This window comes from Paenibacillus sp. J22P277, from assembly GCF_059383675.1.
In genome coordinates this window covers 128,667-141,451 of record NZ_JBXENS010000003.1, presented here as the reverse complement: position 1 = coordinate 141,451, position 12,785 = coordinate 128,667, and the positions used below count along the sequence as shown (strand labels likewise).

Sequence of the window (12,785 nt, the reverse complement as noted above, 5' to 3'; positions counted from 1 at the left end):
TGCCTATCCGACCGCAACCACGCAAGCCTAACCTACGGCACGAAACGGCCCGTCCAGCTGAACATGGCATGAACGGGCTTTTTGGCCTGCGGACCATTACGGACGCCTATGACGAAAGGCAGGGGGGGAAGATAGTGTCGATCACCATATTGATCGCCGACGACGAAGCGGAGATCGCCGATCTGATCGGGCTCCATTTGGAGAAAGAGGGTTACCGCTGCCTGAAAGTATACGACGGCCAGCAGGCGATCTCCGCGATCCAGGCGAATGCCGTCGATCTGGCGATCTTGGACATCATGATGCCCAAGATCGACGGGTACGAGGTCACGAGGCAAATTCGCGAGCAGCATCATCTGCCGATCATCTTCTTGAGCGCCAAAGCGAGCGACCTCGACAAGATCGCCGGACTCGTCAGGGGGGCGGACGATTACGTGACCAAGCCGTTCAACCCGATGGAGCTGGTGGCGAGAGTGAACGCCCAGCTCAGGCGGGCCAAGCAGTTCAACGCGTCCGCGCCAGCGAACAAGCCAACGATCGAAGCCGGCGGACTGGTCATCCATCCCGATGAACGGGCCGTCTTCCTGTACGGCGAGCCGATCGAGCTGACGCCCAAGGAATTCGATATCCTGCATCTGCTGGCCAGTTATCCGAAGAAGGTCTACAGCTCGGAAAACATTTTCGAGCACGTATGGGGCGAAACCTATTACGAAGGCAGCAACACGGTGATGGTGCATATCCGCACCTTGCGGAAGAAGCTCAAGGAAGACGCGCATAAAACCAAATTGATCAAAACCGTCTGGGGAGTGGGGTATACGTTCAATGGCTGACATTATCCGGAGCTTCCGTTTCAAAATGATTCTGCTGTTCGGACTGAGCATGCTGTGCGCCGCCGGGATCACGTACGCCATCTATAAAGCGCTGCAGCTCTATTACTATACGACCAAGGTCGAGAATCCGCTGACGAAGGTGCGCTATTTCATCCGGGATATCGGCGATGTAAATTTTTTCCTGATCGTATTCATCCCGCTGTCCGTCTATTTCTTCTTCGTGCTCACCAAGCGGTACGCCGGGTATTTTCGCGAGATCTCGAGCGGCATCAACCAGCTCGCGAACGGCGACTTCAACAATCGCGTCCGCATCCCCTCCACGGACGAATTCGGCGCGATCGCCAGGGATATCAACCTCGCCAGCGTGAAATTGCAGGATGCGATGGAGCGGGGGGATTTCGCCGAGAACAGCAAGGAACAGCTGGTCCTGAACCTGGCGCATGACCTGCGCACGCCGCTCACGTCCGTGCTCGGGTATCTGGATTACATCATTCGCGACGACGGATTGTCGGCGGCGGAGATGAAGCATTACGCGAATATCTCGTTCGCGAAGTCCCAACGGCTCGAGCGGCTGATCGACGAGCTGTTCGAGATCACCCGCATGAACTACGGCAAGCTTGCCGTCGACAAGAAAACGATCGACCTCAGCGAGCTGCTCGTTCAATTGAACGAGGAGCTCTTTCCCGTGTTCGAGCGCAGCGGCCTGACGACCCGGCTGGAGGTGCCGGCCGGCGTGAGCATCCAAGGAAACGGCGAGCTCCTGGCGCGCGTATTCGAGAATCTGATGACCAATGCCATGCGCTACGGCAAGGACGGCCAATTCGTCGATATTCGCTGCACGGCGAACGCGGACGAGGCGACGATTCAAGTGATCAACTATGGCGATTGCATTCCCGCGGAGGAGCTGCCTTTTATTTTCGACATGTTCTATACCGGCGATCATGCGCGGACGCATCAAGAGGGGAGCACCGGCCTCGGCCTGTTCATCGCGAAGAACATCGTCGAGCAGCATCAGGGCGACATAACGGCCCAGAGCAGCCTGATCCGCACGTTGTTCGAGGTGCGGCTGCCGTGCCGGTAAGCGCGGCGGAGCTGCCTTTTAGGGAAATTTAATCTTTCGCCTACTTCTTTCTTTATCCGCCCGCTTTATTGTTGAGGCATGAAAGGCAGGTGGACACAGAATGTGAGGAAGAGATGGCAGGGATGGAAAACGGGACGTAGGCCGGCGCGGTGGTTTCGCACGGACGCGGCGGCGGCTTGGCTGTTTCTGGCTCCGAGCGGCGCCGGGTTCGCGCTGTTCTATCTGATTCCGTTCGCGATGGGCGTTTTCTATTCGGTGCTGGACAGTCCGGTGGACGGGCATTTCGCCGGTCTCGCGAATTACCGCGAGCTGCTGGCGAGCGGCTCGTTCCGCAAGGCGGCAGCCAACAGCGCTTATTTCAGCGCGGTCAGCGTTCCGCTCAATCTCGCGATATCGCTGGGCTTGGCGCTGCTGTTGAACAAGAGACTATATCTGCGGAGATGGCTGCGGACGGCTTACGTGCTTCCGCTCGTCGTCCCGGTCGCCTCCATCGTGCTGGTCTGGCAGATGCTGATCGATTGGAACGGTTCGCTGAACGCGTGGCTGAGCGCGTTCGGCTGGGAACGGACGGATTGGATGAAGACCGGAGCGGCGCGCAACGTCATCGTCGTCGTGTACCTCTGGAAGAACGTCGGCTATAACGTCATCTTGTTCTTGGCGGGCTTGCAGCAGATTCCGAAGGATTACTACGAGACCGCCCAGATCGAAGGCGCGGGACGCTGGCGTCAATTCAGCGGCATCACGCTCGTGTATCTGACCCCCACGATGTTCGTGGTCGCGATCATGTCGATCATGAACTCGTTCAAAGTATTTCGCGAGACGTACCTGATCGCGGGGGATTATCCGCATGACAGCATCTATATGCTGCAGCATTACATGAACAACATGTTCATGTCGCTCGACATTCAGAAACTGACCGCGGCGGCGACGCTGATGGCGGGCTGCATCCTGCTGATCGTCCTCGGCTTGTTCGCGGTCGAACGCCGGTATCGGCAGTTCATGGAATAGGAGGGAGCGCGCGTGCCCATCGCCAAGGCGCTGCAAAAAAGCGCGTTAACGCTCGTGCTCGGCATGATAGCGCTGCTGTTCGTGAGTCCGATCGCGATCACGTTCACCAATTCGCTCATGACCGCGCAGGAGCTGGATATCGACTACGGTCCGATCGGGCAGGTGAAGACGGCATCGGGGAACGAGCCGCCGTTCGCGAACCTGAAATTGCTGCCGGATCTCGTGTCCCTGAAGCAGTACGGCGAGGTCTTGCTGAGCAGTCCGAGGTACTTGCGGATGTTCTGGAATTCGGCGTACATGGTGGTGCCGATCATCGCCGGTCAGACCCTGATCGCGGCGCTTGCCGCCTATGCGCTCGGCAAGCTGAACTTCCGCGGCCGGGAAACGATTTTTCTCGTCTACCTGCTGACGATGCTCATGCCGTTCCAAGTCACGCTCGTGCCGAATTACATCATGGCCGGCAAGCTGGGGCTGCTGAACAGCCCCAATGCGATTATTCTGCCCGGCATCTTCGCGGCGTTCGGCGTGTTCATGCTTCGGCAGTTCGCGCTGCATATTCCCTATGCGTATATCGAAGCCGCCAAGATGGACGGCGCCGGACACCTGCGGATCTTTCGCGCGATTATCCTGCCCATGATCAAACCGGGCTTGGCTTCGCTCGTGATTCTCTTGTTCGTCGATTATTGGAACATGGTCGAGCAGCCGCTTATTTTTCTGGATAATCCGTTCAAGCAGCCGTTGTCCGTCTATTTATCGCGGATCAACGGCGAGAAGGGAATCGCGTTCGCCGCGTCGATGCTCTACATGACGCCGATGGTACTGTTGTTCTTATATGCCGAAACGTATTTCATCGAAGGCATCCAATTATCCGGCATCAAAGGATAACCAGGGCCGCGCAAAACGGCGACCGCGGATCGCGGTTGGCCACACGAATCGAACGGAGGAGAAGACGGAAGATGGAATTGGCAGCAGCGCAGTCGGACCGCAGGCGCAAACGGATCATGCTGATCGCCTTCTCGGTTTTTGCGGGACTGCTCGCGTTCATGACGTTATTCGGCAACACGCTGCAATCGCTGACGCTGCCGAAGGTGCGGACGGAACAGCCGGTTCGCGGCAGCCTGGGATTCACGCTCGAAGCCGGCGGCCGGATCGAACCCTACGCGGAAGCGGAGCTGCCGAACCCGGCCGGCTGGAAGGTACGGGCGGTACGGGTGAAGGCAGGCGAGCGCGTGAAGAAAGGGCAGCCGCTCGTCACGTACGACGGCGCGTCCGCGGCACGCGAATTGGAAGACGAACGCTCCTTTGCGAAGAAACAGGACATCGAGCTGCAAAACGCCCAAGACCAGTTCATCCTGACGTCGGCGGGGGGAGACGCGCTCGAGATTCGCAAAGCCAAACGCGCGATCGAATCTTTGAAGCTCGATCTGGGCGCGCAGCAGCGGAAAATCGCCGATCTGACCGAAAAGCTGGCCGCCGAGCGGGAAATCCGCGCGCCGTTCGACGGGACGGTCACGCAGGTGAATGCCGTCGAAGGCCTGGCCTCCGCGGGCGAACCGGATGTTCGCATCGCGAACGGCAGCCTCGGCTACCGGCTGGCGGTGACGGCGGATCGCGCGCTGATCGCCAACCTGGGTTTGACGGTCGGGAAGCGGCTTGACGTCGAGGTACATACCGTTCAAGGGCAACAGACGCGCATCGTCGCCGGAACGATCGACGAGCTGGAAGAAGCGCCGTCGCGCGCCGCCGGCGACGATGCGGCGAACGCGCCGCCGATCCCGCAGCAGGCGATCAAGCTGAAACTCGCGGATGCCGGCTTGCATGGCGGCGAGGAGGCGAAGCTCCTGCTCAAGCAGGCTTCGCCGCAATCGGGCTTGCTCGTCTCCAATGCGGCGATTCATCGCGACGGCACCGGCGCATTCGTCTATGTCGTCGAAGAGCGGCGAGGCGCGCTCGGCAATGTCTTTGCGGCCCGCCAAGTCCGAATCCAGGCCGTTCAATCGAACGACGACCAGACGATGGTTCAATCGGACCTCTTGAGCGAGGACGAACGGATCATTCTCGAGAGCGGCGAACCGCTCCAGGACGGGAACCGCGTTCGCTTGCAGTAACCGAAGCAGGATGAATAAACAAAACGGAGGCATTTCAACGATGAAAAAATGGCTGTGCACGGCAGCGTTGTTCCTGACCTTGACGACCGCATGCAGTTCCGGAGACGAAGGGGAAGCGAACACGGCAGACAACAAGGGAACGGAAGGCGAAAAGTCGACCGTGACGTTGTCGGTCCGGCAATTGACCCCCTTCTACCAGACGCTGGAGAAGAAGTTCGAAGCGAAGTATCCGGATATCGATTTGCAAATCAAGGCGTATAAGCAAATCGGGGAAAAATTCGAGCCCGAGGATTACGAGAAGTACCAGAAGACGACGAATACGGCGCTGCTCTCGGGGAAAGGCGCGGATGTCTACGAAACGGACAATTTGCCGATCGAGGAGTACGTGGACAAGAAGCTTTTTCTGAACATGGACGATCTCATGGCGAAGGACGACCTGCCGAACAAAGGCGACCTGGAAACGAACGTCTTGAACGCGGTGAAAATGAACGGCGGCACGTACGCCATGCCGGCCGGCTTTAACGTGCGGGCTTTCGTGGGCGACGAGGACGCGCTCGCGCAGGCCGATTACGACGAAGCGACCTGGACCTGGGAGCAGTTCGTAACGATGGCGAAGGCGATCATGCAGCAGGACCAGCAGAACGGCAAGGAACGCCGATATGCCATGGCGGATATGCCGCCGGATGTCCTGCTGCAAGAAATGGTGGTCGATAATTACGCCAAATTCGTGGACGCCGACGCCAAGAAGGCCAGCTTCGACTCCCCCGAATTCGTAAGCTTGCTGAAGCAAGTCAACCAAATCTACGCGGATAAGGTCATGACCGCGGAGCCGACGGACATGGGCAAGCAATTGTTCTATTCGGCCGTCGTGCAATCGCCCGCCGACGTCATCGACGGCCTGCATACGTATTTCGCCCATCCGCGCGTGGTGCAGAAGCCGCACATCGGCGAGGCGAGCGGCATGCGGATCATTCCCGTGATGCAGTTCGCGATTCAAGCGAAGTCTCCGGCGAAGGAATCAGCCTGGAAATTCATCGCCTTCCTGCTGTCCGAGGAAGGGCAAACCGCGGAGGGGAAAACAGGCTTCTCGCTGCTCAAATCGGTGAACGACAAGCAGTTGGACGATCTGGCGGAACAAGTGAAAAGCGGCTCCCGCAAGCTGCCGAACGGACAAACGGCGACCGTGTCGGACGAGGAATTCGCCCGCTTCAAGGAGCTGCTCCATGCAACGACGAATTATGCGCAGCTGGACGGCAAATTGGTCGGGATCGTCGGGGAGGAAGCCTACGCGTATTACGGCGGGCAAAAGACGGCGGAGGAAGCGGCGAAGCTGATCCAGAACCGCGCCACGACCGTTTTGAACGAGTAAGCGCGCCGATCGGAATCGACGAAGGAACAGCCCGTGCCGCGGGCTGTTTTTTCGTTCCTGCCGGGCAGCGTTTCGGTCCGGAATGCAGCTATCGCATTCGCGAAGGACGCAAGTTTTATAATTATTTAAGATTTACCTACTTTCTCTTTAAATTGTTTTTCTTATGCTGAAGAGGTAGAAAGGCCAGGAAGAAAGCGAGGAAACGATATGACACCCAACAGACGGTTGAACGGCTTTATGATTCGCGCGCTGCTTGCCATGTACGTATACGCGTTATTCGAAATCATTTTATTTAAATTCCGCCTCATCGACGCCAAGTATCTGTGGCACCAGCTTCTGAGGAGCTTGGCAAGCCCGGATTATCTCAGCTGGCAGCTGCACAGCGGCAACCTGACGCCCTTCAAGGAAATCGCCAGAACGCTGCACGGCCAGTCGCCGCACGACCTGATCAACCTGGTGGGGAATATCGCGATCTTCATTCCCCTCGGCCTGTTTCTCGGCTTGCTGTCCAAGAACGGCGGCATGGCGCTGACCGGCACGATGCTGGCTTCGTTCGGCCTGAGCTTGCTGCTCGAAGGCGGGCAGGCCGTATTCGCCATCGGCAGCTTCGACGTCGACGATCTGCTGCTCAATACGGCAGGCGGCGTGATCGGCGGTTTGGTATTCAAATTAAGCGCGGCTTACCTGGCGGCGGCATCCGAAGGCAGCCAAGCCGCGCCTGCCCCCCAGCTGGACCAAGCAGGAGGAGTTCTCCATGCAAAAGGATGAAGCGACGATGATGGATCTTGGCGCAAACGACGTATTCAACGCGCTGTATCAGAAGCATTACAAACAAGTGTATTATTATGCGTATTCGATCTTAAGAGACCATTTTCTGGCGCAGGACGCGGTGCAGGAAACGTTTATCAAAATATTCCGGCGGTTCAACGCGCTGAAGTTCGACGACATCCAGGAGGCCTGGCTCAACGTCATCTCCCGCAACACCGCGATCGATCTGTACCGGAAGCGGATGAGAAGCCAGGAATTCTCGTACGAACGCATGGAAGTCATCTCGGGTGCAGTTGACGGAGGCATGGAGAGCGCCCTCGAAAAATCGGACGAGTTCGAGCTGCTCGAGGTCTTGAAGCCGGAGCAGCGAAAGGCGCTGCTGCTCGTGTACGGCTACGGGCTGACGTACAAACAGCTGGCGTCCATTCAAAAAATATCGATCGGCGCCGTGAAGACCCAGATCCATCGCGCCAAGAAGAAGCTCCAGGCGATGTCGCGCGAGATGGAGCCGGCGTATTGACGGGGGACATGCCCGCCGCGGCAAGAAAAAAGCAGCCCGTTCGGATGAACGAGCTGCTTTATCGCATTTGGCGTCGGTTACGGATTCAGCCGCAAAGCCGCGCATCGGCAGGGCCGATAGGATCGGCGCAGGCCGGTCGCCGGCTCCGCACCGGATAAGTTCCTACCACTCCCAAGGCATTTTGACCGGGTAGCCGACTTTCTCGCTGCGGAGCAGCTGCTGGGAGCGCTTCGGCAGGGCGTCGTACGTTTCCCGCGGGATTTGGATCTGATAGCCGCTGCCGAACCAGTCGCGGTTATAGATCAGCGCGATGTTCGTTCTGCGGTAGTCCGAACGGTTCGGCGTGCCGCGATGCCACATCCGGATGTCGCGGATGACGATGGAGCCGGCGGACATGTAGACTTTCTCCGAATGCATGTGTTCCGCCGCGCGCACGATATGCATATGCGGATTGACGATGCCGCCGAGCGTATCCTGGTTCGCGCGGTCGCCGTGCAGATGCGTGCCGCCCGGCCAGACTTCGAGCGGGCCGTTCTCCTCGGTCGTGTCGACGAGCGGGATGTTCAGCACGAGGCTGAACGGCGGCAGGGCGACCGACATATCCGGGAACAGCGGGTTGATGTCGCAATGCACGGCTTGATAATCCGAGCCCGGCATCGGCGTATCGGACGCGAAGTACGAGATCTTGTTATACGCGCCGAGCAAGCCGTCGATTACGGCCATCGCGATCGGATGCTCGATAATGGAAGGATCGTTGAACGGCGCTTGGAACGGCAGATGCATCTGCGCCCGGTTCGTGCCGGTGTTGTAGCCCCGGCGCTCGATGTATTCGTCGAACATCGGGTCGAAGGCCCCGCGCAGCCCGGCGACCTGCTCGTCGCCGTACACTTTGTCGAACACGATGTAGCCGTTCGCTTTCACTTGTTCGATCGCGATCGCGAGCTTCTCGGGTTCAAGCTTGCCGTTCTTGATTTCTTCGGCTGTCAATGTCATTTTCATGGTCGTATGCCTCCGTGTAGGCACCGAGAGGGCGCCGGTTAGATTAGTTAATGAATCGGTTATCGCTTGTCGGAATACAGCAGGGGGAAATACTGATTGTCGTACGGTTGTCCTTCCCGCGGACGCGGACCCAGCAGTCGGATGTTATCGACATTGTGACGACCGTGCTTCTTGTAGGCCATGCCGTCCGGCATCAGATGGGCGACGACGGACAAGCGCGGCTGCTCGGCATAATTTTGCCCGGAGCCGTGAATCGTCAGCGCATGGTGGAAGCTCGCTTGACCGGCCTTCAGGGTCACCGGGACTTCCTTCCATGCGCGGCCCGATTCCTCGGCGATTCTGTTCTTGACCGCTTCGAGGTCGCGGTTGAAGAACGCGTCGCTGCCTTCGAGCAGGCCCCACTTGTGCGAGCCGGGCACGACCGACATGCAGCCGTTCGTCAGGTCCGTATCCTGCAGCGCGATCCATGCGGTGACCAGATTGCTCGTATCGGTGCATTGCCAGTAGATATAATCCTGATGCCAGCCGACGTTGCCGGGGGAGAGCGCGTCCTTCTCGCCGGTGCCGGTTCCCGGCTTGTAGATCACTTGGTCGTACCATAACCGCGACCCGCCGCTGTCCATGAGACCCGCGCCGAGACGCCCGAGCACGGGATTCGTCACCGTCTTGCGGACGGCATCGTTGATCCACCAGGAATTATCGATCTTGCGGAGCATCTTGGGATTATTCGTCGGGCGCCATTCGTCGAGCGGATAACCGTCGCCGTCGTAGTCGTACGCCCAGATGCGCTCATGCGCCCGGCGCAGCTCTTCGAGCTCCTGCTCGTCGAACAGGACCGGGCTGACCCAATAGCCGTTCTCCTTGTAAAATTCCTTGTCCGCTTCTGTGATAAGGCCGATGTTGTCCTTCATGCTTCACATCCCTCTTGTCGTGTTAGGAAGCCGCGAATCTGAATTGAGTATAGTGCAGAATCCGGAAGCCGTATTGTATAGTTGATCGATCAATTGTAAAATTGTAAGAAAAAGTGAGGATTGCTATGCGGATGCACCATTCAAAGCCGGCGTCGCATTTGAAGACGCTGATTGAACTGTTCGACCGGGAATGGCAGCGGTTCATGTTCCCTTCCTTCGGCTTCTGGCGAGACCGGGGATGGAACGGCTCCGGCTCGGGATTCGAATTGAACTATTACACCCGCGGCGTCAACGCCGTCGTCCAGGACAACCGCACGCTGCACTTCAAGCACGGCGATCTGATCTACGTCCCGGACAACGTGCGCAGCAGCTTCTGCGAGGAAGGCTCCTTCGATTTGTATTATTTGATGTTCCGTTTCGATTGCCCCGATCTGAACGCGCGGATGGGCGAGCTGTTCCAGCGCCTCGAGTTCGAGAAGGCTCCGCTGCCGATGCCGGGCTTGCAGGCGGAATTCCGCGCGCTCATCACCGAGCTCCGCATGGACCGCCAAATCTCGGTGACGGCCAAAATTTATTTTCTTCATATCTTCGTGCGGATCTATATGGACCAGATCGAGAATACCGGGCATCCCAACAAGCACGAGATCATCGTGCGGCAAGTGATCGAAGACATTCAGGAGCGGATGGACAGCGGCGGGAAAATCCTGCTGCCGGACATCGCGGCGCGGCATGCGCTAAACGAACGGTACCTGAATCAGCTTTTCAAGAACGTCACCGGCACGACGATCGGGAAGTACGTGCTGTCCGCCCGCATCGAGAGCGCCAAGCGGCTACTGGAAACGACGGCGATGCCGATCACGGAAATCGCGATCGTCAGCGGCTTTTACGACGGGGCGCATTTCTCCAAAGCGTTCAAGGCGAACGTTGCGCTGACGCCGCAGGAATACCGCGAGCAGAACGGCTTCTTGTAATATGGGGGCGGAGCGGAAGGGGAATGGAGTTCGTGCTCGAAAAGTAATAATTTACAATTGGACAAGGCAGGATTTTCGGGCAGGAAGAGAGGATGTGCGGCGAACCTGTCGAAAAAAGCCGCGTCAGGAAGGAATTTTACCCGAAAAACGAAAAAAATGGCGAAGCCCGAATTCGGGACCGCCATTTTTTTATGACAATTTTACAAATGAACTCCCGATTGTACAATACGGTCCAAGATAGAGGCACTATAATGCAGACAGATGTTCTAAAGCGCTTACATATCCAGCGCTGCAAGGATGCGCTCACCCGGGTCCAGCGGAGCATGCAAGGAATGAAGCAGCCGACTTATTCAAAACGACGGGCCGATGCGGCTCGTACAGGGGGAAGATCTGCATGAATAAGAAGAAGGTTCTCGCAAAACCGGTTTCGCTTGCGGTATGTCTATCGTTATCGCTTTCCTTGGCGGCTTGCGCCGACAATGCCGGTTCGAACGGCTCCGCGACGAACGGTGCCGCGACGAACGGTACCGCGTCTAATGCCGGTACGGCGAACGGCGATGCGGCGTCCGACATTTCCAAGCTGCTCGATCCGAATGCGGAGCCGGCGAAGGATCCGCTGGGCAAATTCGATCCGCCGATCACGGTCACGACCGTGCATACGAACAACGAGGTCGCGTCTAACCTCAAGAAGCCCGACACGCTCGAAAGCAACATCTATACCCGCACGTGGTCGGAGAAGCTCGGCATCAACCTGAAGTTCAATTGGACGTCGCCGGGCGCGCAGGGCGAAGAGAAGATGAACCTGATGATCGCAAGCGGCGATTTGCCGGATTTCTTCTACGTTTCCCCGTCCCAGTTCGAGCGGCTCGCCTCGACCGGCCAACTCGAGGATCTGACGCAAGCGCTGCAGGATTACGGCTCGAAATACATGAAAAAATATTTGACGGGCGATTACGCCGGTCTGCTCGAGGGCGTAACGAAGAACGGCAAGGTATACGGCATCCCGAACGGCCAGACGTATCACGATTCCGGCTTCATGCTCTGGATGCGCTCGGACAACGTGGAGAAGGCGGGGCTGGCCCTGCCGAAGACGGTCGGCGACCTCGACAAGATCCTGGCCGCGTTCAAGAACAACGACTACGACAACAGCGGCGGCGAGAAATACCCGATCGCGCTCGCGGACGCGAATATCGCGTCGAACTTCTGGGGCATCGGCGACGCCTTCTTCAATATGTTCCATGCCTACCCGAACATTTGGGTGGAGAACGGCAAGGGCGAGCTGGAGGACGGCATGTTCGGTCCCGAGCACCGGGAGAACACGCGCAAGGCACTGCTCAAGCTGCAGGAGTATTACAAGCAGGGCTACGTCAACCCGGATTTCGCGACGTTCGACGACGCGAAGTACAACGAATCGATCGTCAACAACCAGTCCGGCGTCGTCTTCGGCGGCTTATGGGATGCCTGGTGGCCGCTTAACCTGAACCTCGACAAGCATCCGGATTCCAAATGGCTGCCCGTCGCCATTCCGTCCGCGGACGCCGAGCCCGCCAAGTCGTCCGTCACGGCCGCGACCGTCCTCGGCATCAGCGTCGCCAAGAAGGGCGTCGCCCATCCGGAAGCGCTCGTGGAGATGGAGAACCTCTACCACGACCTGAACAACAACCCGGAGACGATGCAGTTCGGCAAATACAATACCGATCCGGTCGACAATTCGGGCATCTTCCTGGCTTACCCGATGCCGGTCTATAATCCGTCGTTCAACTACGAGGCGTTCCAGGTGGTAAGCGGAGCATTCAAGACGGGCAAGGCCGACGGCATGCCGGAATCCGACAAGCTATTCTACGACCAAGCCAAAGCCTATGCCGACAAGAACGACAAAGCCGGCTTCCCGTCCTACCTGTCGTACACCGACCAAGGCAGCCTCGCGGTCGTCGACGGCTACATCAAGAACAAAGCGTTCCAAATGAACGAATACACCGCGATGCCGACCCAAGAAATGATCGACAACGCGCCGATCATCAAGAAAGCCTACGACGTCATGTTCCTGAACGTGGTCAAGGGCGGCGACATTAGCCAATACGACGACTTTCTGAAGCAGTACGACGCGCTCTACATGTCGGCGGTATACCCCGGCGTGAACAAATGGTTCGAGGCAAAGAACAAAGACAGCATCCAAAAATGGTTCGAAAGCAAATAAGGCGCTCCGAGTACTCGTAATCCTTG

At 58.0% G+C, this 12,785-nt stretch carries 12 protein-coding genes; 10 read left to right on the top strand and 2 right to left on the bottom strand.

The features are described from left to right. Positions 1 to 131 precede the first annotated feature (131 nt). The 8 genes from AC50YL_RS09670 (at position 132) to AC50YL_RS09635 (ending at position 7,681) form a co-directional block, all read left to right on the top strand. Positions 132 to 827 carry a response regulator transcription factor gene (locus AC50YL_RS09670; protein WP_494832518.1) on the top strand — a complete coding sequence of 232 codons (696 nt, stop codon included), beginning with the start codon at positions 132 to 134 and terminating at the stop codon, positions 825 to 827. After that, a complete protein-coding gene (locus AC50YL_RS09665) occupies positions 820 to 1,908 on the top strand; it encodes a HAMP domain-containing sensor histidine kinase (RefSeq protein WP_494831437.1) in 1,089 nt (362 codons plus the stop codon). The genes AC50YL_RS09670 and AC50YL_RS09665 overlap by 8 nt, the downstream gene beginning before the upstream one ends. A 102-nt stretch (positions 1,909 to 2,010) precedes the next feature. Beyond that, positions 2,011 to 2,916: a carbohydrate ABC transporter permease gene (locus tag AC50YL_RS09660; RefSeq protein ID WP_494831436.1), complete on the top strand. Its 906-nt coding sequence runs from the start codon at positions 2,011 to 2,013 to the stop codon at positions 2,914 to 2,916. Between the two features lie 63 nt (positions 2,917 to 2,979). Further along, positions 2,980 to 3,801: a carbohydrate ABC transporter permease gene (locus AC50YL_RS09655; RefSeq protein ID WP_494832516.1), complete on the top strand. Its 822-nt coding sequence runs from the start codon at positions 2,980 to 2,982 to the stop codon at positions 3,799 to 3,801. 71 nt (positions 3,802 to 3,872) lie between these two features. After that, on the top strand, positions 3,873 to 5,024 hold the full coding sequence (locus tag AC50YL_RS09650; protein WP_494831434.1) for an efflux RND transporter periplasmic adaptor subunit: 1,152 nt from the start codon (positions 3,873 to 3,875) through the stop codon (positions 5,022 to 5,024). Between the two features lie 40 nt (positions 5,025 to 5,064). Further along, positions 5,065 to 6,393, top strand: coding sequence for an ABC transporter substrate-binding protein (locus AC50YL_RS09645; protein ID WP_494831432.1), 1,329 nt, complete (start codon positions 5,065 to 5,067; stop codon positions 6,391 to 6,393). A 207-nt stretch (positions 6,394 to 6,600) separates the two neighbouring features. Then, on the top strand, positions 6,601 to 7,161 hold the full coding sequence (locus AC50YL_RS09640; RefSeq protein WP_494831430.1) for a VanZ family protein: 561 nt from the start codon (positions 6,601 to 6,603) through the stop codon (positions 7,159 to 7,161). Further along, complete coding sequence (locus tag AC50YL_RS09635; RefSeq protein ID WP_494831428.1) at positions 7,148 to 7,681, top strand: RNA polymerase sigma factor; 534 nt, start codon at positions 7,148 to 7,150, stop codon at positions 7,679 to 7,681. Before AC50YL_RS09640 ends, AC50YL_RS09635 begins: the two co-directional genes overlap by 14 nt. Before the next feature lie 162 nt (positions 7,682 to 7,843). Here the strand turns inward: AC50YL_RS09635 and AC50YL_RS09630 are convergent, their stop codons facing one another. Both AC50YL_RS09630 and AC50YL_RS09625 read right to left on the bottom strand, forming a co-directional pair. Continuing rightward, complete coding sequence (locus AC50YL_RS09630; protein WP_494831426.1) at positions 7,844 to 8,680, bottom strand: phytanoyl-CoA dioxygenase family protein; 837 nt, start codon at positions 8,678 to 8,680, stop codon at positions 7,844 to 7,846. Positions 8,681 to 8,739: 59 nt separating this feature from the next. Then, positions 8,740 to 9,591 carry a phytanoyl-CoA dioxygenase family protein gene (locus AC50YL_RS09625; RefSeq protein ID WP_494831424.1) on the bottom strand — a complete coding sequence of 284 codons (852 nt, stop codon included), beginning with the start codon at positions 9,589 to 9,591 and terminating at the stop codon, positions 8,740 to 8,742. A gap of 131 nt (positions 9,592 to 9,722) precedes the next feature. Between AC50YL_RS09625 and AC50YL_RS09620 the strand changes: the two genes are divergently transcribed. Together AC50YL_RS09620 and AC50YL_RS09615 are read left to right on the top strand one after the other, a co-directional pair. Continuing rightward, positions 9,723 to 10,562 carry a helix-turn-helix domain-containing protein gene (locus AC50YL_RS09620; protein ID WP_494831422.1) on the top strand — a complete coding sequence of 280 codons (840 nt, stop codon included), beginning with the start codon at positions 9,723 to 9,725 and terminating at the stop codon, positions 10,560 to 10,562. Positions 10,563 to 10,956: 394 nt separating this feature from the next. Continuing rightward, a complete protein-coding gene (locus AC50YL_RS09615; RefSeq protein ID WP_494831421.1) occupies positions 10,957 to 12,759 on the top strand; it encodes a type 2 periplasmic-binding domain-containing protein in 1,803 nt (600 codons plus the stop codon). Positions 12,760 to 12,785: the final 26 nt, after the last annotated feature.

Coding starts and splice junctions, on each gene's coding strand:
- AC50YL_RS09665 (WP_494831437.1), top strand. CDS start 820: ATGGCTGACATTATCCGGAGCTTCCGTTTCAAAATGATTCTGCTGTTC.
- AC50YL_RS09655 (WP_494832516.1), top strand. CDS start 2,980: ATGATAGCGCTGCTGTTCGTGAGTCCGATCGCGATCACGTTCACCAAT.
- AC50YL_RS09650 (WP_494831434.1), top strand. CDS start 3,873: ATGGAATTGGCAGCAGCGCAGTCGGACCGCAGGCGCAAACGGATCATG.
- AC50YL_RS09645 (WP_494831432.1), top strand. CDS start 5,065: ATGAAAAAATGGCTGTGCACGGCAGCGTTGTTCCTGACCTTGACGACC.
- AC50YL_RS09640 (WP_494831430.1), top strand. CDS start 6,601: ATGACACCCAACAGACGGTTGAACGGCTTTATGATTCGCGCGCTGCTT.
- AC50YL_RS09635 (WP_494831428.1), top strand. CDS start 7,148: ATGCAAAAGGATGAAGCGACGATGATGGATCTTGGCGCAAACGACGTA.
- AC50YL_RS09630 (WP_494831426.1), bottom strand. CDS start 8,680: ATGAAAATGACATTGACAGCCGAAGAAATCAAGAACGGCAAGCTTGAA.
- AC50YL_RS09625 (WP_494831424.1), bottom strand. CDS start 9,591: ATGAAGGACAACATCGGCCTTATCACAGAAGCGGACAAGGAATTTTAC.
- AC50YL_RS09620 (WP_494831422.1), top strand. CDS start 9,723: ATGCACCATTCAAAGCCGGCGTCGCATTTGAAGACGCTGATTGAACTG.
- AC50YL_RS09615 (WP_494831421.1), top strand. CDS start 10,957: ATGAATAAGAAGAAGGTTCTCGCAAAACCGGTTTCGCTTGCGGTATGT.